This window comes from Pseudomonas sp. St316 (assembly GCF_018325905.1).
Classification (GTDB): Bacteria; Pseudomonadota; Gammaproteobacteria; order Pseudomonadales; family Pseudomonadaceae; genus Aquipseudomonas.
On the sequence record NZ_AP021901.1, the window covers coordinates 410,384 to 428,401 of the forward strand.

At 61.5% G+C, this 18,018-nt stretch carries 14 protein-coding genes and 2 pseudogenes; 7 read left to right on the top strand and 9 right to left on the bottom strand.

The genetic code is table 11. The features are described from left to right. Positions 1 to 17 precede the first annotated feature (17 nt). Positions 18 to 1,562, top strand: a complete 1,545-nt coding sequence (locus KI237_RS01740; RefSeq protein ID WP_014336039.1) for a phosphoenolpyruvate carboxykinase — start codon at positions 18 to 20, stop codon at positions 1,560 to 1,562. A 269-nt stretch (positions 1,563 to 1,831) separates the two neighbouring features. Here KI237_RS01740 and KI237_RS01745 read toward each other — a convergent pair whose 3' ends face one another. Next, positions 1,832 to 2,188 carry a DUF1493 family protein gene (locus KI237_RS01745; RefSeq protein WP_212798537.1) on the bottom strand — a complete coding sequence of 119 codons (357 nt, stop codon included), beginning with the start codon at positions 2,186 to 2,188 and terminating at the stop codon, positions 1,832 to 1,834. 448 nt (positions 2,189 to 2,636) lie between these two features. On the opposite strand from KI237_RS01745, the gene KI237_RS01750 reads away from it, so the two are divergent. The 3 genes from KI237_RS01750 (at position 2,637) to KI237_RS01760 (ending at position 6,363) form a co-directional block, all read left to right on the top strand. Beyond that, on the top strand, positions 2,637 to 4,565 hold the full coding sequence (locus KI237_RS01750) for a RecQ family ATP-dependent DNA helicase (RefSeq protein WP_212798538.1): 1,929 nt from the start codon (positions 2,637 to 2,639) through the stop codon (positions 4,563 to 4,565). A 107-nt stretch (positions 4,566 to 4,672) separates the two neighbouring features. Next, positions 4,673 to 5,899 carry a 3-hydroxyacyl-CoA dehydrogenase gene (locus KI237_RS01755; RefSeq protein WP_212798539.1) on the top strand — a complete coding sequence of 409 codons (1,227 nt, stop codon included), beginning with the start codon at positions 4,673 to 4,675 and terminating at the stop codon, positions 5,897 to 5,899. A 44-nt stretch (positions 5,900 to 5,943) separates the two neighbouring features. Beyond that, positions 5,944 to 6,363, top strand: coding sequence for an acyl-CoA thioesterase (locus KI237_RS01760; protein WP_212798540.1), 420 nt, complete (start codon positions 5,944 to 5,946; stop codon positions 6,361 to 6,363). A gap of 78 nt (positions 6,364 to 6,441) precedes the next feature. On the opposite strand, the gene KI237_RS01765 is transcribed toward KI237_RS01760, so the two are convergent. The 4 genes from KI237_RS01765 to KI237_RS01780 all read right to left on the bottom strand — a co-directional run bounded on the left by KI237_RS01765 (position 6,442) and on the right by KI237_RS01780 (position 11,425). Further along, complete coding sequence (locus KI237_RS01765) at positions 6,442 to 6,921, bottom strand: glycine zipper domain-containing protein (protein ID WP_212798541.1); 480 nt, start codon at positions 6,919 to 6,921, stop codon at positions 6,442 to 6,444. Between the two features lie 338 nt (positions 6,922 to 7,259). Next, on the bottom strand, positions 7,260 to 9,608 hold the full coding sequence (locus KI237_RS01770) for an FdhF/YdeP family oxidoreductase (RefSeq protein WP_212798542.1): 2,349 nt from the start codon (positions 9,606 to 9,608) through the stop codon (positions 7,260 to 7,262). Continuing rightward, entirely contained in the window at positions 9,605 to 10,444 is an 840-nt protein-coding gene (fdhD, locus tag KI237_RS01775) for a formate dehydrogenase accessory sulfurtransferase FdhD (RefSeq protein ID WP_212798543.1), read from the bottom strand. Before fdhD ends, KI237_RS01770 begins: the two co-directional genes overlap by 4 nt. Positions 10,445 to 10,537: 93 nt before the next feature. Beyond that, positions 10,538 to 11,425 (bottom strand): LysR family transcriptional regulator, encoded by an 888-nt coding sequence (locus KI237_RS01780; RefSeq protein ID WP_212798544.1) that lies wholly within the window; start codon positions 11,423 to 11,425, stop codon positions 10,538 to 10,540. Positions 11,426 to 11,558: 133 nt separating this feature from the next. Between KI237_RS01780 and lysM the strand changes: the two genes are divergently transcribed. Beyond that, positions 11,559 to 11,999 (top strand): peptidoglycan-binding protein LysM, encoded by a 441-nt coding sequence (lysM, locus tag KI237_RS01785; RefSeq protein ID WP_212798545.1) that lies wholly within the window; start codon positions 11,559 to 11,561, stop codon positions 11,997 to 11,999. 112 nt (positions 12,000 to 12,111) lie between these two features. Here the strand turns inward: lysM and yrfG are convergent. Continuing rightward, a pseudogene (gene yrfG / locus KI237_RS01790) lies at positions 12,112 to 12,773 on the bottom strand (GMP/IMP nucleotidase). Positions 12,774 to 12,861: 88 nt separating this feature from the next. Between yrfG and nudE the strand changes: the two are divergent. Together nudE and cysQ are read left to right on the top strand one after the other, a co-directional pair. After that, positions 12,862 to 13,427: pseudogene (gene nudE / locus KI237_RS01795) on the top strand (ADP compounds hydrolase NudE). Next, on the top strand, positions 13,424 to 14,251 hold the full coding sequence (gene cysQ / locus KI237_RS01800) for a 3'(2'),5'-bisphosphate nucleotidase CysQ (RefSeq protein ID WP_212798547.1): 828 nt from the start codon (positions 13,424 to 13,426) through the stop codon (positions 14,249 to 14,251). Before nudE ends, cysQ begins: the two are co-directional and overlap by 4 nt. Positions 14,252 to 14,283: 32 nt before the next feature. On the opposite strand, the gene KI237_RS01805 is transcribed toward cysQ, so the two are convergent. From KI237_RS01805 to KI237_RS01815, 3 genes are read right to left on the bottom strand one after another with little or no spacing between them, the layout of a single operon-like run. Then, positions 14,284 to 14,739 (bottom strand): YiiD C-terminal domain-containing protein, encoded by a 456-nt coding sequence (locus KI237_RS01805; protein WP_014336054.1) that lies wholly within the window; start codon positions 14,737 to 14,739, stop codon positions 14,284 to 14,286. A gap of 37 nt (positions 14,740 to 14,776) precedes the next feature. After that, entirely contained in the window at positions 14,777 to 16,168 is a 1,392-nt protein-coding gene (locus KI237_RS01810) for a sigma-54-dependent transcriptional regulator (RefSeq protein WP_212798548.1), read from the bottom strand. Further along, entirely contained in the window at positions 16,165 to 17,973 is a 1,809-nt protein-coding gene (locus tag KI237_RS01815; protein WP_212798549.1) for a sensor histidine kinase, read from the bottom strand. The genes KI237_RS01810 and KI237_RS01815 overlap by 4 nt, the downstream gene beginning before the upstream one ends. Positions 17,974 to 18,018: the final 45 nt, after the last annotated feature.

The following is an 18,018-nucleotide window of genomic DNA, read 5'->3' on the forward strand; positions in this document are numbered from 1 at the left end:
GGCCGACGGGGAATCTCATGACGCAAGCCAATAACGCCGTGTACACCGATCTGAGTGTCGATGATCTGGTCAAAGAAGCCCTGAATCGCGGTGAAGGCGAGCTTGCCGATACTGGCGCGCTGGTTGTTCGTACCGGTCATCGTACCGGTCGCTCGCCAGTCGACCGTTTCATCGTAGAAGAGCCAACCACCCAGGACGCCATCGCCTGGGGCCCGATCAACCGCAAGTTCCCGGCCGACAAGTTCGATGCCCTGTGGAGCCGCGTCGAAGCCTACCTGGGCGAGCGCGAGCGTTTTGTATCCCATGTGCATGTAGGCTCCGATCCTGCGCACTACCTGCCAGTCAAGATGACCACCGAGACCGCGTGGCACAACCTGTTCGGCCGTTGCCTGTTCATCAACCCCGAGCAGTACAACGCCGGTGGCAAGGATGAATGGCAGATCCTCAACGCGCCGAACTTCGTCTGCGAGCCTGAGCGCGACGGCACCAACTCCGACGGCACCGTGATCATCAACTTCGCGGCCAAGAAAGTGCTGATCGCCGGCATGCGTTATGCCGGTGAAATGAAGAAAGCCCTGTTCTCCGTGCAGAACTTCCTGCTGCCGGCTGTTGACGTGCTGCCGATGCACTGCGCCGCGAACATGGGCGAAGAGGGTGATGTGACCCTGTTCTTCGGCCTGTCGGGCACCGGCAAGACCACCCTGTCCGCCGACGAAAGCCGTTACCTGATCGGTGACGACGAGCACGGCTGGGGCGTGGGCGTGGTCTTCAACATCGAAGGCGGCTGCTATGCCAAGTGCATCGACCTGTCCGAGAAGAACGAGCCAGTTATCTGGAAAGCCATCCAACACGGCGCCGTACTGGAGAACGTTGTCCTCGACCCGGTCACCAAGAAAGCCGACTATGCCGACGACAGCCTGACCCAGAACAGCCGCGCCGCCTACCCGCGTGAACTGATCGAAAAACGCGCACCGAAAAACCTCGGTGGCGAGCCAAACGCCGTAATCTTCCTGACCTGCGACCTGACCGGCGTACTGCCGCCGGTGTCGATCCTCAGCGAAGAGCAAGCCGCCTACCACTTCCTGTCCGGCTACACCGCACTGGTGGGCTCGACTGAAATGGGTTCGGGCAGCGGCATCAAGTCGACCTTCTCCACCTGCTTTGGCGCGCCGTTCTTCCCGCGTCCGGCCGGCGAATACGCGGAACTGCTGATCAAGCGCATCCGTGGTTTCGGCTCCAAGGTCTACCTGGTCAACACTGGCTGGACCGGCGGCGGCTATGGCGTTGGCAAGCGCTTCAATATCCCGACCACCCGTGCGGTGATCGCGGCGATCCAGAGCGGCGCGCTGATCGGTGCTGAAACCGAACACCTGGACATCATCAACCTGGACGTGCCGCTGGCTGTTCCAGGCGTTGAGACGGTTCTGTTGAATCCACGTAACACCTGGGCCGACAAAGCTGCGTACGACGAAGCTGCCAAGGCGTTGGCCGGATTGTTCACCGAGAACTTCAAGAAGTTCGACGTGAGCGATGCGATCAAGGCGGCGGGGCCGCAGTTGTAAGATTCAGTTCGGCAATGAAAAAACCGCCCTGATCAGGGCGGTTTTTTTGTGGGCGACGGAATTTGGCCATCCATAGGTGCCTGGGCGCATCGGTGAAACGGGCGTTTGGCCGGGCTCCCCTGAGTGATCCACCGGGCAGCTGTATTGAGCCGAATAAGTGAAATGGCTGCGATCTGCGATAGGCGTGATTACAAGGGGCGTTGAGCCGATAACTGCCAATATCTCATCTTAAATCGTCATAAACAGCCAGAATAATGCCACTTGCTGCATCAGCTGGCCCCTTCCGCTGCCTGAGTGTCCCATCGTTGTGCCTTGATGGCCTTGTAGAGCATGCCGATGGTCAGCGGCATCTTGTTGCCACGGCCCTTGGCCCTGCGTTTTTGGAACACATCAAAGCCTTCCGGCTGGAAGTATTGGTAAGCGTCGTAGTCGACGAGGTCGATGGCGAACCGCTCCTCCAAGGTTTCCATCAGATGCCGAGCGTCTGCGCCATCGCAGCCCAGGTCGAGATTGATCGCCGTTTCCAAGCGAATGGTCTTGCGCTCGGGTATGCCGATTTCTTCGTGAAGCAGTTCCATGAGTTGACGCATGAGCTGGTCGTCGGGGAAGTCTGGTGCGAGGTGCATGGTGAAGTGTCCGGGCTGATCAGGTGAGTCCGTAGGGATGAAAGTTCAGGGCGAAATCGTTACTCATTGGAAAAAGAACAACGGTCTCTTGAAGCATAGGCAATGAAGGGTTCAAGCAGGTCGCTGGAAGCGCGGATTCGTTGGGCGTCGGCGTCACAAAGGTCGTGGCGGTTGGCCCCGGTATCGATCGATGGACGGATTTTCTGTGTGCATTTGAGCCCTCTCCAGTACGATTTTCAATCGCGCCGCACACTATAGAGCGCGCACCTTAACCTGCAAGTGGGGTGGGACGAGGCGTCAACGTGCCTCGATTTGTATCTCCTCGTGGCGAAGCAAAAGGGCGCTGAGGCTGTATCATCCGGTATCGTTTTTACCCCGACCTTTTCTCGACGCGCTGCGCTGTCCCGCTAGGCTTTGGGCATCGCAGCAGTCAAAGGAGCGACCGCGCATGCACAGCACCCTGGAACAGGTTTTCGGTTATCCACAGTTTCGCCCCGGTCAGGAAACCGCCGTCAGCGCGGTACTTGCCGGCCGGTCGGCGGCGGCCATTTTTCCCACCGGTTCTGGCAAGTCCTTGTGTTATCAGTTGCCGGCCCTGTTGTTGCCGCACCTGACCCTGGTGGTCTCGCCACTGCTGGCGCTGATGCAGGACCAGTTGGCGTTCCTGCAGCGTCACGGCATCGCGTCGGCCAGTATCGATTCGGCTCAGAGCCGTGACGAAGCCAACGACGCCATGGCACGGGCCCGGTCGGGTGAGTTGAAGATTCTGATGATTTCAGTGGAACGGTTGAAAAACGAGCGCTTTCGCAATTTCCTGCAGCAGGTGCCGATCTCGTTGTTGGTGGTGGACGAGGCGCACTGCATTTCGGAATGGGGCCATAACTTCCGCCCTGACTATCTCAAGCTTCCCGACTATCAACATCAGTTCAACATTCCCCAAGTGTTGTTGCTGACGGCCACAGCAACACCCAAGGTCATTGCCGACATGCAGGCAAAGTTCGCCATCGCCGCCGAGGATGTGGTGACGACCGGTTTCTACCGGCCCAACCTCAATTTGCTGGTCGAACCCGTGCGCGGTGCGGATAAGCGAGCGCGGCTGGTGCAATGGTTGGGCGAACGTCCCGGGCAACCGAGCATCGTCTACGTCACCTTGCAGCGAACCGCCGAGCAGATCGCCGAGCACCTGAGTCGCAACGGTATCGGGGCCGAGGCCTATCACGCCGGTTTGCCCCACGAACAACGCGAAGCCATCCAGCGGCGGTTCATGGGCGGGCAGTCCAATTGCATTGTCGCGACCATCGCTTTCGGCATGGGCATCGACAAGAGCGACATCCGCAACGTGGTGCATTTCGACCTGCCCAAGTCCATCGAAAACTACAGCCAGGAGATCGGCCGGGCCGGCCGGGACGGGCAGCCGTCTGATTGCCTGGTGCTGGCCAACCGCGACAGCCTCAACGTGTTGGAAAACTTTGTGTACGGTGATACGCCCGAACTGGAGGGCATTCGTTGCGTGCTCGACGAACTGAAGGCCGCCGCCTCCGATGGACAATGGGAGTTCTTTCTGGGCCCGCTGGCGGACCAGAGCAACATCCGGCAACTGCCGCTCAAGACGTTGTTGGTCCAGTTGGAGCTGCGCCGGTTGATCGCACCGCGTTATGCCTATTTCGCGGAATATCGCTTCAAGTTCCTGACTGAACCCGATGAGCTGCTGGAGCGCTTCGAAGGCGAGCGAAGGGACTTCGTCTCGGCCATCATCCAGACTTCCAACCGAGCCCGGACCTGGGCCACGGTGAATTTCGACGGGATGTACCAGCAGTATCACGCTGAGCGCAATCGCGTGGTCAAGGCGCTGGATTATTTCCAGGAGAAGGGCTGGATCGAGCTGCAAAGCAAGCAGATGACCGAGGTTTACAGCGTGCTGGAGACGAACCTGGATGTGCAGGTCTTGAGCGCTGAGCTACACGCCTATTTCACCCGGCACGAGCACGGTGAAATCGCGCGGATCCACGCCATGCTCGAATTGTTCGCCACCGACCGTTGCCTGGGTTATCGCTTGGCGCAGTATTTTGGCGACGACAATGCGCCGCATCAGTGCGGTCATTGCTCGGTGTGCCATGGCCATGTCGCTCACCTGCCACAACCCCCTTCGTTGCCGGCACTTGTGGATAAAAGCTTCGAGGCTCTGTGTGGTGATTTTATCCACAAGCACGAGCAGCACACCGGCAATGCGCCCTCTGCAGAGCGGTTGACCCGGTTTCTGTGTGGGATCAGCGTGCCGCTGTTCACTCGTTTGAAGGCGCGCAAGATCCTGGGGTATGCCGCACTGGAGGAATATCCGTACGCTGAAGTTCGCGATTGGACGCAAGCGCACCTGTGAGCTGCATCCATCCGCTGAATGCCCTTCATCACACGAATAAATTTCAAAAATATTCGGCGGCTGACTAAGGTGAAGGCTGTCCTCGGATCGCCAATAAGAGAGCCAACATGAGCCAGACACCTTTTGATATTCAGCGCGCCGCGGTGGTCGGTGCAGGCACCATGGGGCGGGGCATCGTGATGTGCCTGGCCAATGCCGGCGTGGCGGTGCAGTGGGTCGACAACAATCCGCAGATGCTCGAGCAGGCTCTGGTCGCTGTGGCCGAGACCTATGCCCACGGCGTGCGCCAGGGCCGTATCGACCAGGGTGAGGCCGATGCACGGATCGCCCGGGTGACAGGGGCGCAGGATTATGCGGCGATCCGCAATGTGGACCTGGTGATCGAAGCGGTTTACGAAAACCTCGAGCTCAAACAGAAAATCTTTCGTGAACTGGACGGCTTGCTCAAGCCCGAGGCTATCCTGGCGAGCAACACCTCGGCGCTGGACATCGATGCCATCGCCGCTGTCACCCACCGGCCAACCCAGGTCCTGGGCCTGCATTTCTTCAGCCCGGCGCACATCATGAAGTTGCTGGAAATCGTTCGCGGCGCACACACCTCCACAGCGGTGCTGGACGCGGCGTTGGTGCTGGGCAAGCGCATGGGCAAGGTCAGCGTTGTATCAGGCAACTGCCATGGCTTCATCGGCAACCGGATGCTTCATCCTTATGTGCTGGAAGCGCGCAAGATGCTGCTGGAGGGGGCATTGCCCCATCAGGTGGATGCGGCGTTGCAAGGCTTCGGCTTCGCCATGGGGCCGTTTCGCATGTACGACGTCGTGGGCATCGACCTGGAGTGGCGCGCCCGTGAGCTGGCGGGCAAGGGCCAGGATGCACCCGAGGTGCAGGTGGACAATCGTCTGTGCGAGCTGGGACGGTTCGGCCAGAAAAGCGGCAATGGGTACTATCACTACGAGCCGGGCAGTCGACAGGCCGAGCACGATGTCGAGGTCGATGCGCTGGTGCTACGGGTCAGTGAAGCGCTGGGTTTCCAGCGTCGCCTGATCGGCCCGGAGGAAATCCTTGAGCGTTGCTTGCTGGCGCTGGTCAACGAGGGGGCCAGGATCCTGCAGGAAGGCATTGCCGAGTCGGCCCACGATATCGATCTGGTCTACCTCAACGGCTACGGCTTCCCTGCGGACAAGGGCGGACCGATGGCCTGGGCCGACAGCCAGGGGCTGGAGAATATTCACGCACGCCTGCTGGCGCTCGAAACGAAGCAGGGCGACCAGTGGAAGCCCGCGCGCCTGGTCGGCGAACTGGCAGCACAGGGCAAGGGCTTTGCGAACCGATAGGCCGCCACCTTTGTAAACCAATGAACAACCATGAAGAGCACTTGATGCCGCAACGTAGCGAATACCCACACCTGCAGCCCATTACCACGCGCTGGCACGACAACGATGTGTACGGTCACGTCAACAACGTCACCTACTACAGCTTTTTCGATAGCGCCGTGAATACCTACCTGATCGAAGTCGGCGGCCTGGATATCCATGATGGAGAAGTGGTGGGATTCGTGGTGAGTTCGGCTTGCGACTACTTCGCCTCGATCGCCTTTCCAGACCGGATTGAAATCGGCCTGCGGGTCGGCAAGCTGGGCAGCAGTTCAGTGCAGTACGAGCTGGCGGTGTTCAAGGTGGGCGAGGAGGAGGCCTGCGCGGCGGGGCGTTTTGTTCACGTATTCGTGGACCGGGCGTCGAATCGGCCGGTGGCGATTGCGGATCGGCTACGTGGGGCTTTGGAACAGTTGGTGGTCTGAAACAAAAAATCGCAGCCTCCTGTCAGCTCTTCGAGCTGCCGGAGGCTGCGATCTTTAACGGTGGGTATCAGCCAACCGTTAGTCGCGGTAGTAGCGATGATGTTTTTTGCGATGCCCGTAGGCATGGCCACGACCTGGGTGGCCGTCACGGTAATAGCGACGGTCACCACGGCGATCGTCATAACGACGGTCATCGTCGTCGTCCTTGCCCATGTAGTTACCCAGAGCGCCACCAGCGCCACCGCCCGCTGCCGCACCGATCAGGCTACCGGTGCTGCCGCCGACGCTACGGCCGACCACGTTACCGCCGGCTGCGCCCAGTGCGCCGCCGATGGCTGCTTCGCCGCGACTGTGTTTGTCTGCACCGACTGCACTGCCGCCCGCGCCGCCCAGCGCTGCGCCGATAGTGGAGCCGGTGTTGCCGCCCAGGGACTGGCCGACGACCGAACCCAAAACCCCGCCCAATGCGCCGCCCACACCTGCTTCGGCAGTACCACCGGCGGAAGCGATGCCACTGGCCAGGCTAAGGGACAACAAGAGAATGGAGGAGAACTTCATAGAGGAGCCTCAAAGGGATGACGGCGCGATCCTGAGGCTCGCCTCGCTTGGTTACAATAGAAATCCGACGAGTAACACGACTTGTGCACAATTCTCTAAGTTATTGTTTTTAGGTGGGAACTTAAGGCGAATTGGCCGGTCTTTAGCTACTTCGGACAGGCCGTTTTCTATGGGAAACGGCCTTTTTTGTGGGCGTTCGAAAAATACGATTGTGAGTGCAAAGCTGTGTGGGAGCAAAGCTTGCTCGCGATACAGGCGACTCCATTTCTGAAAGACCGCACCGCTTTCATCGCGGGCAAGCCTTGCTCCCACACAACCTGATCTCCTAGCACGTTGTATCAGGCCGACTTGGCCAGGATCAGTCCGTTCTCGCTCGCGGCTTCCAGACGGATCGCGACGAATTTCGACGTTGGGGTGTGGCTGCCATCGCCCGTGCTTTCCAATGGCACCAGCGGGTTCACTTCAGGGTAGTAGGCCGCAGCCTGCCCGGCTGGAATGTCGAACGCCAGCAAGGTAAAGCCCTTGACCCGACGCTCGCGACCGTCATCCCAGAGCGAGACGATGTCGGCTTTCTGACCCGGCTTGAAGCCCAGGCGGATGATGTCCGCTTCGTTGGCGAACAACACGTCACGCTGGCCCTTGACGCCGCGATAGCGGTCATCCAGGCCATAGATGGTGGTGTTGTACTGATCGTGGGAGCGCATGGACTGCATGATCAGGTCGGGCAACTGGCCGGTGGCCCGGGTGCGTTCATGCACGAGGTCGGTCGGCAGCCTATTTGGCTTGAAGTTGGCGCGGCCCGACGGGGTGTTCCAGCGTCGCGAACCGGCGCTATTGCCCAGATAGAACCCACCGGGATTCTTCAGCTTCTCATTGAAGTTCTTGAAGCCGGGGACGGTGTCGGCGATCAGGTCGCGAATACGACCGTAGTCGGCCACCAGCCAGTTCCAGTCCACCGGGCGGCTACCCAGCGTGGCGGCGGCGATGCCGGCGATGATCCACGGTTCGGAGCGCATCAGGTTCGACAGCGGCTGCAACTGGCCCTTGGAGGCATGCACCATGCTGAAGGAGTCTTCCACGGTCACCGCTTGCGCGCCTTCGGTTTGCAGGTCGATGTCGGTGCGGCCCAGGCACGGCAAGATCAGCGCGTCCTTGCCGTGGGCCAGGTGGCTGCGATTGAGCTTGGTGCTGATCTGCACCGTCAGGTCGCAATTGGCCAAGGCCTGGAACGTGCGATGGCTGTCCGGCGTGGCTTGGGCAAAGTTGCCACCCAAGGCGATGAACACCTTCGCCTGGCCGTCGGCCATGGCGTGGATCGCCTCGACCACGTTGTGGCCGTTTTCCCGCGGGACCTTGAATTGGAAACGCCGCTCCAGCGCGTCGAGGAACGCCACCGGCGGACGCTCGTTGATGCCCATGGTCCGGTCACCCTGCACGTTGCTGTGGCCGCGAACCGGGCACAGGCCGGCGCCTGGACGACCGATGTTGCCACGCAGCATCATTACGTTGGCGATTTCCTGGATGGTCGCCACCGAATGACGGTGCTGGGTGATGCCCATCGCCCAGCACATGATCACGTTCTTGCTTTTGGCGTACATGCGCGCCGCTTGCTCGATTTCAACCAGGGTCAGGCCCGATTGCTCGACGATCTGTTCCCACGACGTATCGTCGACCGTCGCCAGGTAATCCAGCACGTTGGTGCTGTGCTCATTGAGGAAGGCGTGGTCGAACACCGCTGCCGCGCCGGTGTTCTGCGCGTCACGCTCCCATTGCAGCAGGAACTTCGCCATGCCGCGCAGTATCGCCATGTCGCCGCCCAGTGCGGGGCGGAAATAGGCGGTGTTGGTCGGCTTGTTGCCGTTGGTGAGCATTTCGATCGGGCTCTGCGGATGCTGGAAACGCTCCAGGCCGCGCTCCTTGAGCGGGTTGATGCAGATCACTTGGGCACCGCGTTTCACTGCCTCGCGCAGCGGCTCAAGCATCCGTGGGTGGTTGGTGCCAGGGTTCTGGCCCCAGACGAAAATCGCGTCGGCGTGCTCGAAGTCGTCGAAGGTCACGGTGCCTTTGCCCACGCCAACACTCTGGGCCAGCGCTACGCCGCTGGCTTCGTGGCACATGTTCGAGCAGTCGGGGAAGTTGTTGGTGCCGTAGGCGCGCACGAACAATTGATACAGGTAGGCCGCTTCGTTACTGGCCCGGCCCGACGTGTAGAACTCGGCCTGGTTGGGGCTGGACAGCCCTTGCAGGTGCTTGCCGACCAGGGCGAACGCCGCTTCCCAACTGATGGGCTTGTAGCGGTCGGTTTCGGCGTCGTAACGCATTGGCTCGGTCAGGCGACCCTGATACTCGAGCCAGTAGTCGCTCTGCTCCAATAGCGAGGTCACGCTGTGCTTGGCGAAAAATGCAGCATCGACGCGGCGCTTGGTGGCTTCCCAGTTCACGGCCTTGGCGCCGTTCTCGCAGAACTTGACCATGCCGCTTTCGGGAGAGTCACCCCACGCGCAGCCAGGGCAGTCAAAACCACCATTCTGGTTGGTCTTGAGCATCATGCGGATGTTTTTCAGCGCATTGTCACTGGTCAACCAGGCCTGAGCGACACTGATCAGCGCACCCCAACCACCGGCCGGGCCCTTGTAGGGCTTGTAGCGTGGTACGGGTTTCTGGTCGGCTTGTTGATGATTGCTCACGCTTGTTTCTCCATCGCAGGGCTGTAGACCCGCGGCGCATTTTTTTGCGGCAGGTGGATGAGGTTGAGGTTGTGTTGGCGGGCCCACTGCACCGCAAGGCCCGTGGGCGACGACAGGCTGACGAGGGTCTGGATGCCAGCCCGCAGGACTTTCTGGATCAGTTCGAGGCTGCACCGGCTGGTGACGATCGCCACGCCGCCGGCCACCGGGATCTGCTGCCGGACCAACGCACCGATCAGCTTGTCGAGGGCGTTGTGCCGGCCAATGTCTTCGCGACCCAGCAGCAATTCGCCTTGGGCGTTCATGAACAATGCGGCGTGGACTGCGCCGCAATACTGGCCCAGGGGCTGGAACTGGCTGATACGGTCACGCAGGCCATCAAGCCATTGCGCTGGTGGCAGCGCTGCGCCGGGCAGCACCTTGAGGTTTGGCAATGCCTGTTCCACTGCTTCCACGCCGCACAAGCCGCAGCCACTGGTGCCCGTCAATTGCCGGCGTTGCTGCTTGAGGTTCCAGAAGGCGCGGTTGGCGATAGTTACCTCGGCATGGTGCGCCGCACCCGTGCCGCTCAGTTGCAGGTCATAGATGTCCGATAGGTCTTCAATGATGCCGCTGCCGAGGCTGAAGCCGACGATGAAGTCTTCAAGGTCGGTGGGGGTGACCAGCATGACCGCCTGGCTGATGCCGTTATAGGCAATCGCCAGCGCCACTTCCTCGGCCAGCGCAGTGCTGTCCGATTGGGAGTGGTCCAGATTGCAGTAGCGATAGCTCTGGCTGGCGGCCGGCGCAGATGTTTCCATCGCTGGCGCTGGACTGACCGGAGGCTTGTCGTTCATAGGCATCACTGAAAGTAGGAACAGTGTTAAGACTAAATGCGGCAATCTGCCACGTCTAATCGCTATTACTGATCTCTCAATAGATGACGTCGATCAAGAAGTCGTCGATGATTTCTGATAAAGCGCAAAACAGGCCTCTGCCAAGGCCGAACGTGGGGCGCCGCGCCGCATGATCAGGCCCAGCGGGACCAACGTCTGCGCGCTTTCGATGGGCTGGATGCGCAAGTCTTCGGTCAGCACATTCAGGCCGCTGTCCAAGGGCATTACTGCGCAACACAGTCCGCCGTGCACAGCTTGTAACAATTGGTGCACCGCGTCGGTTTGCAACAGCGGTTGAGGTGTGAGGCCCCGGCTGTGGAAATTGTGGTCGATGGATTGGCGAAAATGCATGCCGCTGGTGAGCATGCCCAGGGGCAGCTCTATCAGGGCTTCCCAGCTCAGCGGTTGTTCGCCGAAAAAGAAAAAGCGTTGGTCGTAAAGCAGACCCATGCGGGTGTGGCTGAAGGGCAGGGCTTCGAAGCGCTCGTTGTCCAGGCGTTCGAGGTAGGAAATGCCCAGGTCGATACGGTTATTGGCCAACTGTTCAAGGATGCGTTCGGAGCTCAGGGACGATAATTCGAAACGCAGGTTGGGGTGCTCGGCGTGCAAGCGCTGCATCATCGACAGCGGGTCGAAATCCGACAAGGGCACCACGCCCAGGCGCAGCGTACCCACCAGGTTGCCACGACAAGCCGCCGCTTCGGCCTGGAGCCCGTCATAGGCCGCCAGCACCGTGCGTGCCCAGGCCAGCACCCGTTCCCCCGGCGCGGTAAAACCTTCGAAGCGCTGGCCGCGGTTGACCAGCGGCAGGTCGAGTTCTTCTTCAAGGCTGCGCAGGCGCATCGACAGGGTCGGCTGGGTGATGTGGCAGCGTGCGGCGGCCTGGCCGAAGTGGCGGGTTTCGTCCAGCGCGATGAGAAATTTCAGCTGCTTGATGTCCATCTTCGCTCCAGGGCGCGGGAAGAGTCGGATTCTAGCGCTTGCGCGTGGCGGGGTCATTGGTCGGCTGGGAACCGGGTTCGTCTCGCCTGGTCTAGTCTTTGCGTTCGGACACTTAAATCAAGGAGCATGTGCCATGAGTATCTTTAGCTTTGTGAAGGAGGCCGGTGAAAAGCTGATCGACTTGCTGACCCCCGGCAATGCCAATGCCAGCGAACAACTGAAAGCGCATATTGAAAAGGTCGGCCTGGGTAGTCCGAATGTACAGGCGACCGTCGAGGGCGACAAAGTCATCGTCACCGGTGAAGTGGCAAGCCAGGAAGAGAAGGAAAAAATCCTGCTGGCGGTGGGCAACATCGCCGGTGTCGGCAGTGTTGACGACCAGATCACGGTAACTGGCCCGGTGGCTAAGGAGGCCAAGTTCGTGACCGTCGAGAAAGGTGACACCTTGAGTGCCATTTCCAAGCGTGTCTATGGTGATGCGAATAAGTACCAGAAGATCTTTGAGGCCAACAAGCCGATGTTGTCGCACCCGGACAAGATCTATCCGGGGCAGGTTTTGCGTATCCCTGAGTAAACTTCAGGACCGAGTCGTATTCATCGCGAGCAAGCTCGCTCCCACACTGGATCGGTGGCGAACAGAGATCCCCTTGTGGGAGCGAGCTTGCTCGCGATGAAGGCGACACGGTTCAAAGCCCGATAATCAAGTCCCGATAATCCCCAGCGCCTCGAACTCCCCCGTATCCTTGGGCCCCTTGCGGCTGTCCGGCTCGCTCACGGCCAGCAAATGCGCCACGCCGAAGTCCCGGGCGCTGCGCAGCACCGGCAAGGTGTCATCGATGAACAGGCTGCGGGCCGGGTCGAAATTCAAGTCGGCTTGCAGCGCGTCCCAAAATTGCGGGTTTTCCTTGGGAAAGCCGTAGTCGTGGGAACTGATCAAGCGGTCGAAATAGGGAGCCAGTTCGATGCGTTCCAGCTTCAGGGACAACGAATCGCGGTGGGCGTTGGTGATCATCACCACGCGTTTGCCGGCCCGTTGGATCGCCGCCAGGAAGGTATCGGCGTCCGGGCGCAAGGCGATCAGGTGCGCGGTTTCCAACTTCAGTTCGCGTACCGGCAGTTTCAGCTCTGCGCTCCAGAAATCCAGGCAATACCATTGCAACTGACCGGCGTTGCGCTCGAACAGCGGCTGCAGCTCCATCTCGGCCATCGCCCGGCTCACGCCATGCAGTTCGGCGTAGCGCTGGGGCAGGTGTTCGAGCCAGAAATGGTTGTCGTAATGCAGGTCCAGCAGGGTGCCGTCCATGTCCAGCAGAACCGTATCGATCTCATGCCAGGGCAGCAAGGCCATAAAACTTCTCCAGCGGTAATCGGATATCCGACACAAACAATCAGAATAGGCCGGGTATAGTATCCCGCTATCGCCCAGGGAGCCGTTTATGCGCCAGAAACCCACCATACTCGATCGCCAGATCGTCGCTACCAGCCGCCTGTTTTGCGTGGAAGAACTGAAATTGCGGTTTTCCAACGGCGTTGAGCGCACCTATGAACGTCTGGCGAGCAAGGGGGCGGGCTACGGCGCGGTGATGATCGTGGCGATGCTCGATGCCGACCACGCCGTGTTGGTGGAAGAGTATTGCGGTGGCACCGACGCCTACGAACTGTCCCTGCCCAAGGGTTTGATCGAGCCAGGCGAAGACGTGCTGGCGGCGGCCGAACGGGAACTCAAGGAAGAAGCCGGTTTCGGTGCGCGTCAGTTGGAGCACCTGACCGAACTGTCGTTGTCCCCGGCTACATGAGCCAGAAGATCCAGGTGGTGCTGGCGACCGATCTGTATGAAGAGCGGCTGGAGGGTGACGAGCCCGAGCCGATGCGCGTGGACAAGGTCAACCTGCGTGAGCTGTCGGCCCTGGCACAGAACCCGCAGTTCACGGAGGGCCGGGCCTTGGCGGCGCTCTACCTGGCCCGTGACCTGCTGAGCCAGCGTGGAGCGTTCCTGTCATGACTTTCCCTCATCCCTTGATGGCCCCTGTCGTCGAGCTGGCGCTCCAGGCCGGTGAAGCGATCCTGCCGTTCTGGCGCGCCAATGTGCAGGTCAACCACAAGGCCGACGAGTCGCCGGTGACCGCCGCAGACATGGCCGCTCATGATGTGATCGTGGCTGGGCTGATGGCGCTGGCTCCGGATATTGCGATCCTCTCCGAAGAGGACGCCGATATTGCCCAAAGCGTTCGCGCCGGCTGGCATCGCTGGTGGCTGGTAGACCCGTTGGATGGCACCAAGGAATTCATTTCCGGCAGCGAGGAGTTCACCGTCAACATCGCGTTGGTGGAGCAGGGCCGCGTGGTGTTCGGCGTGGTGTCGATGCCGACCACGGGTCGCTTCTATGTGGGCGGCGCAGGGCTGGGTGCCTGGCGTGGCGACAAGGGCGGCGTGCCTTTGCCTATTGCGGTGCGTGACGTATTGGCGCCGGGCGAAGCGTTCACCGTGGTCGCCAGTCGCCGGCACACCAGCCCGGAGCAGGAGCGCCTGCTGGAGGGCTTGAGCGGGAGCCTGGGCGAGCTGCAGCTGACCAGTATCGGCAGTTCGTTGAAGTTTTGCCTGGTGGCCGAAGGCGCGGCGGATTGTTATCCACGGCTGGCGCCGACCTCCCAATGGGACACCGCCGCCGCCCAGGGTGTATTGGAAGGCGCGGGGGGCGCGGTACTGGACCTCAATGGTGAGCCGTTCTGCTATCCGCCGCGGGAGTCATTGCTCAACAGCTCGTTCCTGGCCTTGCCGGCGAAGGCGCCGTGGCGCGCAAAGTTGTTGGAACTCGCCCGCCCTTAAGCTTGGCTTGATCCTTTGTGGCGTTTTCAAGATCAGCGGTGCAACACGTACTGCCCCTCGAACTGCACCGCTACGTCCTCGCTGCCGGTATTCATCACCCGCGTCTGCAACGCCAGCCGTGCCCTTCCATAACGCCGGTAGGTGGCCAGGAAGCGTTTCCAGATTTTTTCCTCGGGCGCTTCGCAGACGACGGTTGCATCGCGGGTTACCGGCAGCGGATAACTGATTTGCCCTTCCTGAATCACGATATGCCCGTCTTCGATGCCTTCCTCGCGCAGGGCCAGGTGCAGCCAGCCCCAGCCGCCGAGCACCGCGCCGCAATACAGGCTGCCACCGAACATGGTGCTCTTGTGGTTGACGTTGGCTGCAAGCGGCAAGGACAGGCGCAGTTGCCGGGCCTGCCAATCGAGCACCTTGAGGCCCATGTCCCGGGTCAAGGGGATGTCGTGGTGCAGGATCGATTCCAGGTAACGACTGTCGCGGTTCATTGCGGGGCCTTTTGCTTGAAAGGGAAATGACGCTGACTCAATCGGACTCATCGGCTGAACCCTGGCTGCTGTCGCCGAAGGTCAGCCCGTGTTTGCGTAACTTGTCGTGCAAGGTCTTGCGTGGAATGCCCAAGGCTTCGGCCAGGCTGCGCACCGAGCTGTGGGGGCGGGCCAGTTCGGCGGCGATCAGGGTTTTCTCGAAGTTTTCCACCTGCTCGCTCAAGCCGCCACTGACCACTTCCACCGGTGCGCCGGGGCTGCCGTCGGGCGCGCTGTTGTCCAGGGCCAGCTCCAGGCCCAGGGCAAATCGTTCGGCGGCGTTCTGCAGTTCCCGCACATTGCCCGGCCAGCTATGGCGCAGCAGCTGCGCCCGTTGCGCCGGCTGCAATTCGTGGGGCGGCAGCCCGTGGCGAGCGCTGGCTTCGTCGGCGAAATGCTGGAACAGCATCAGCGCATCCTCACCCCGTTCGCGCAACGGCGGTATGCGCAGCGGCGCGACGTTCAGGCGGTAATACAAGTCGGCGCGAAAACGCCCCTGGTCGGCGGCCTGGCGCAGGTCTTCCTTGGTGGCGGCGATCACGCGGATGTCCAGCGGGATCTGTTGATTGCCCCCCAGTCGCTCCACCACGCGCTCCTGCAGCAGGCGCAGCAGTTTGACCTGGACATCCAGGCTCATGCTTTCGATTTCATCCAGGAACAGCGTACCGCCGTTGGCGAATTCGAATTTGCCGATGCGGCGTTTCTGCGCGCCGGTAAAAGCGCCGGGTTCGTGGCCGAACAGCTCGCTTTCCACCACCGACTCGGCCAGGGCCCCGGCGTTGATCGCCACGAAGGGGCCGTTGCGCCGGCCTGAAAGATCGTGCAATGCACGGGCCACCACTTCCTTGCCGGCACCGGTTTCACCGAGGATCAGCACGTCGGCGCGGGTGGCAGCCAGTGCACCGATCTGCTCGCGCAGGCGCAACATGGGGGTCGATTGGCCGACCAGTCGGGCGCTGAGTTCATGGCGATCGCTCAGGGCCAGGCGCAGGCTGCGGTTGTCCAGCACCAGCCGGCGCAAGGCCAGGGCCCGGCGTACGCTGTCGAGCAGATGATCGCTGGCGAAAGGCTTTTCCAGGAAGTCATAGGCTCCGGCGCGCATCGCCTGCACGGCCAACGGCACATCGCCGTGGCCGGTGATCAGCAGCACCGGCAGCTCCGAGTCCTGGGCGTGGAGTTCACCCAGCAGTTCGAGGCCGTCCATGCCCGGCATGCGAATATCGCTGACCACCACACCCGGCCAGTCACGGGGCAGTTGCCCGGCCACACCCTTGGCTTCGGCCAGGGGCAGGATTTTCAGGCCGGCCAAGTCGAGGGTCTGGCTCAGGGCCTGACGCAAATGGGGATCGTCGTCGATCAGCACCACCTCAATCCGGTTGTCGATGGTCATACACTTCGGTCCTCGGACGGTTGCAGGCTCACCCCGGGGGCGCCAGCGCGCAGTTTCAGGGTAATCAGGGCGCCGCCTTCCTTGTGGTTGGCGAACGACAGTTCGCCGCCAAAGGCGCGCATCAGGGTGTCGCAGATCGCCAGCCCTAGGCCAAGGCCCTGGGTGCGGGTCTTAGTGGTGTAGAAGGGCTCGCCGGCGCGGCCCAGGGCTTCCATGCAAAACCCCGGGCCGTTATCGCGGATGTACAGGTTGACGCCGGTTTCGGTGGCCTGGGCGCTGAGCCAGAGTTTGCGCGGTGGGCCTTTTTCGGTGAGCGCATCGAGGGCGTTGGCCAGCAGGTTGCCGAGTACCTGGCGCAAGCGGGTTTCGCCGGCCTCGACCCACAGCGTGGCGGCCGGCAAGTCACGGATCAGTTCCACTTCCATGCTGCGCCGGCGTTTGGCGAGCAGTGCCAGGGCGTCGTCCAGCGCCGGTTGCAGGGCGACGCTTTCCGGGGCATGGCGGTCGCGACGGGCAAAGGCGCGCAGGTGGGCGATGATCGAGGCCATGCGCCCGGTCAGTTCACTGATCAGCTTGAGGTTGCCCCGGGCGTCTTCGGTGCGTTGGTGGTCGAGCAAGATCTCGGCGTTTTCCGCGTAGCTGCGAATCGCTGCCAGCGGCTGGTTGAGTTCGTGGCTGATGCTCGCGGACATGGTGCCCAGGGCTGATAACTTGCCGGCCTGCACCAGGTCATCCTGAGCGCGGACCAATTCCTGCTGGGCCTGTTCGCGCTCCAGCACCTCCTGTTTCAATCGCCGGTTCAGCCCTTCCAGGTCACTGGTGCGCTCGGCCACCCGGCCCTCCAGCTGATGACGGGCCTTGGCTTCGAAGGCGATCCGATCCAGGTAATGGCGCCTGCGCTGCATCATCAACCCGAGCAACAACATCAAGACCAGCAGCGCCGCACCTCCGATGGCGACCACGGTGCGCACCGGACGATCGATCAGCGTGCGCGGGGCAAGAATGCTTACGCTCCAGCCGGTTTCCTCGATGGACTGGGTCTGGGGCAGCCAGGCATTGGCGTCCAGGTTCAGCGGCTTGGGATCGCGGGTCGGATAAGGTTGTACCGCGCTGATGGCTTGGCGCTCGTCGTCATTGAGGGGCCGGGTCGCGCGAAATCGCCATTCCTGTCGCGACGTGAGGATGACCACGCCGTTGTGGTCGGTCACCAGCAACTGTTCGGGGGTCTTGCCCCACAGGCTTTCGGTGTGATCCAGGTCGACCTTGACCACCAGCACCCCGATGACTTTTTCGCGGTCGCGCACGGCGGCGGCAAAGAAGTAACCGCGCTTGGCCGATGTCGTGCCCAGGCCGAAGAAGCGGCCCAGGCGCCCGGCCATGGCTTCGATAAAGTACGGCCGGAAGGCGAAATTGCGTCCGACGAAACTGTCGTGCTTATCCCAGTTCGATGCGGCCAGGGTCTTGCCGGAAGGGTCCATCAGGTACATGACTTCGGCGCCGGTCTGGGCGCTGATGTTTTTCAACAGCCGGTTGGCATTGCCTTGGGTCACGCCATCGTCCGGGGCCGACAAGACGGCACGCAAGGCCGGCAGGTCGCCGAGAATCTGCGGCAGCACCTCATAACGGTGCAACGTGCCCAACAGGTTGGCGACGTAGAGGTCCAGGGTCTGGCGGTTCTGTCCGGCCAGTTCGCTGCGGTAATAACGTTCGGCCAGGTGTTCCAACGGCCACAGCAAGGGCGCCAGGCACAGCGCCAGCAAGGCCAGGCTGCGCCAACGGGGTCTGCGGGGAAGGGTGGAATTCATGAGCATCGGGCGCCTGTGGTGACAGGCGTATTATGCCTAGTTGCC

Excerpts from the sequence above, each read along its gene's own strand:
- KI237_RS01740 (WP_014336039.1), top strand. The coding sequence starts at position 18 with ATGACGCAAGCCAATAACGCCGTGTACACCGATCTGAGTGTCGATGAT.
- KI237_RS01745 (WP_212798537.1), bottom strand. The coding sequence starts at position 2,188 with ATGCACCTCGCACCAGACTTCCCCGACGACCAGCTCATGCGTCAACTC.
- KI237_RS01750 (WP_212798538.1), top strand. The coding sequence starts at position 2,637 with ATGCACAGCACCCTGGAACAGGTTTTCGGTTATCCACAGTTTCGCCCC.
- KI237_RS01755 (WP_212798539.1), top strand. The coding sequence starts at position 4,673 with ATGAGCCAGACACCTTTTGATATTCAGCGCGCCGCGGTGGTCGGTGCA.
- KI237_RS01760 (WP_212798540.1), top strand. The coding sequence starts at position 5,944 with ATGCCGCAACGTAGCGAATACCCACACCTGCAGCCCATTACCACGCGC.
- KI237_RS01765 (WP_212798541.1), bottom strand. The coding sequence starts at position 6,921 with ATGAAGTTCTCCTCCATTCTCTTGTTGTCCCTTAGCCTGGCCAGTGGC.
- fdhD (WP_212798543.1), bottom strand. The coding sequence starts at position 10,444 with ATGAACGACAAGCCTCCGGTCAGTCCAGCGCCAGCGATGGAAACATCT.
- KI237_RS01780 (WP_212798544.1), bottom strand. The coding sequence starts at position 11,425 with ATGGACATCAAGCAGCTGAAATTTCTCATCGCGCTGGACGAAACCCGC.
- lysM (WP_212798545.1), top strand. The coding sequence starts at position 11,559 with ATGAGTATCTTTAGCTTTGTGAAGGAGGCCGGTGAAAAGCTGATCGAC.
- cysQ (WP_212798547.1), top strand. The coding sequence starts at position 13,424 with ATGACTTTCCCTCATCCCTTGATGGCCCCTGTCGTCGAGCTGGCGCTC.
- KI237_RS01805 (WP_014336054.1), bottom strand. The coding sequence starts at position 14,739 with ATGAACCGCGACAGTCGTTACCTGGAATCGATCCTGCACCACGACATC.
- KI237_RS01810 (WP_212798548.1), bottom strand. The coding sequence starts at position 16,168 with ATGACCATCGACAACCGGATTGAGGTGGTGCTGATCGACGACGATCCC.
- KI237_RS01815 (WP_212798549.1), bottom strand. The coding sequence starts at position 17,973 with ATGAATTCCACCCTTCCCCGCAGACCCCGTTGGCGCAGCCTGGCCTTG.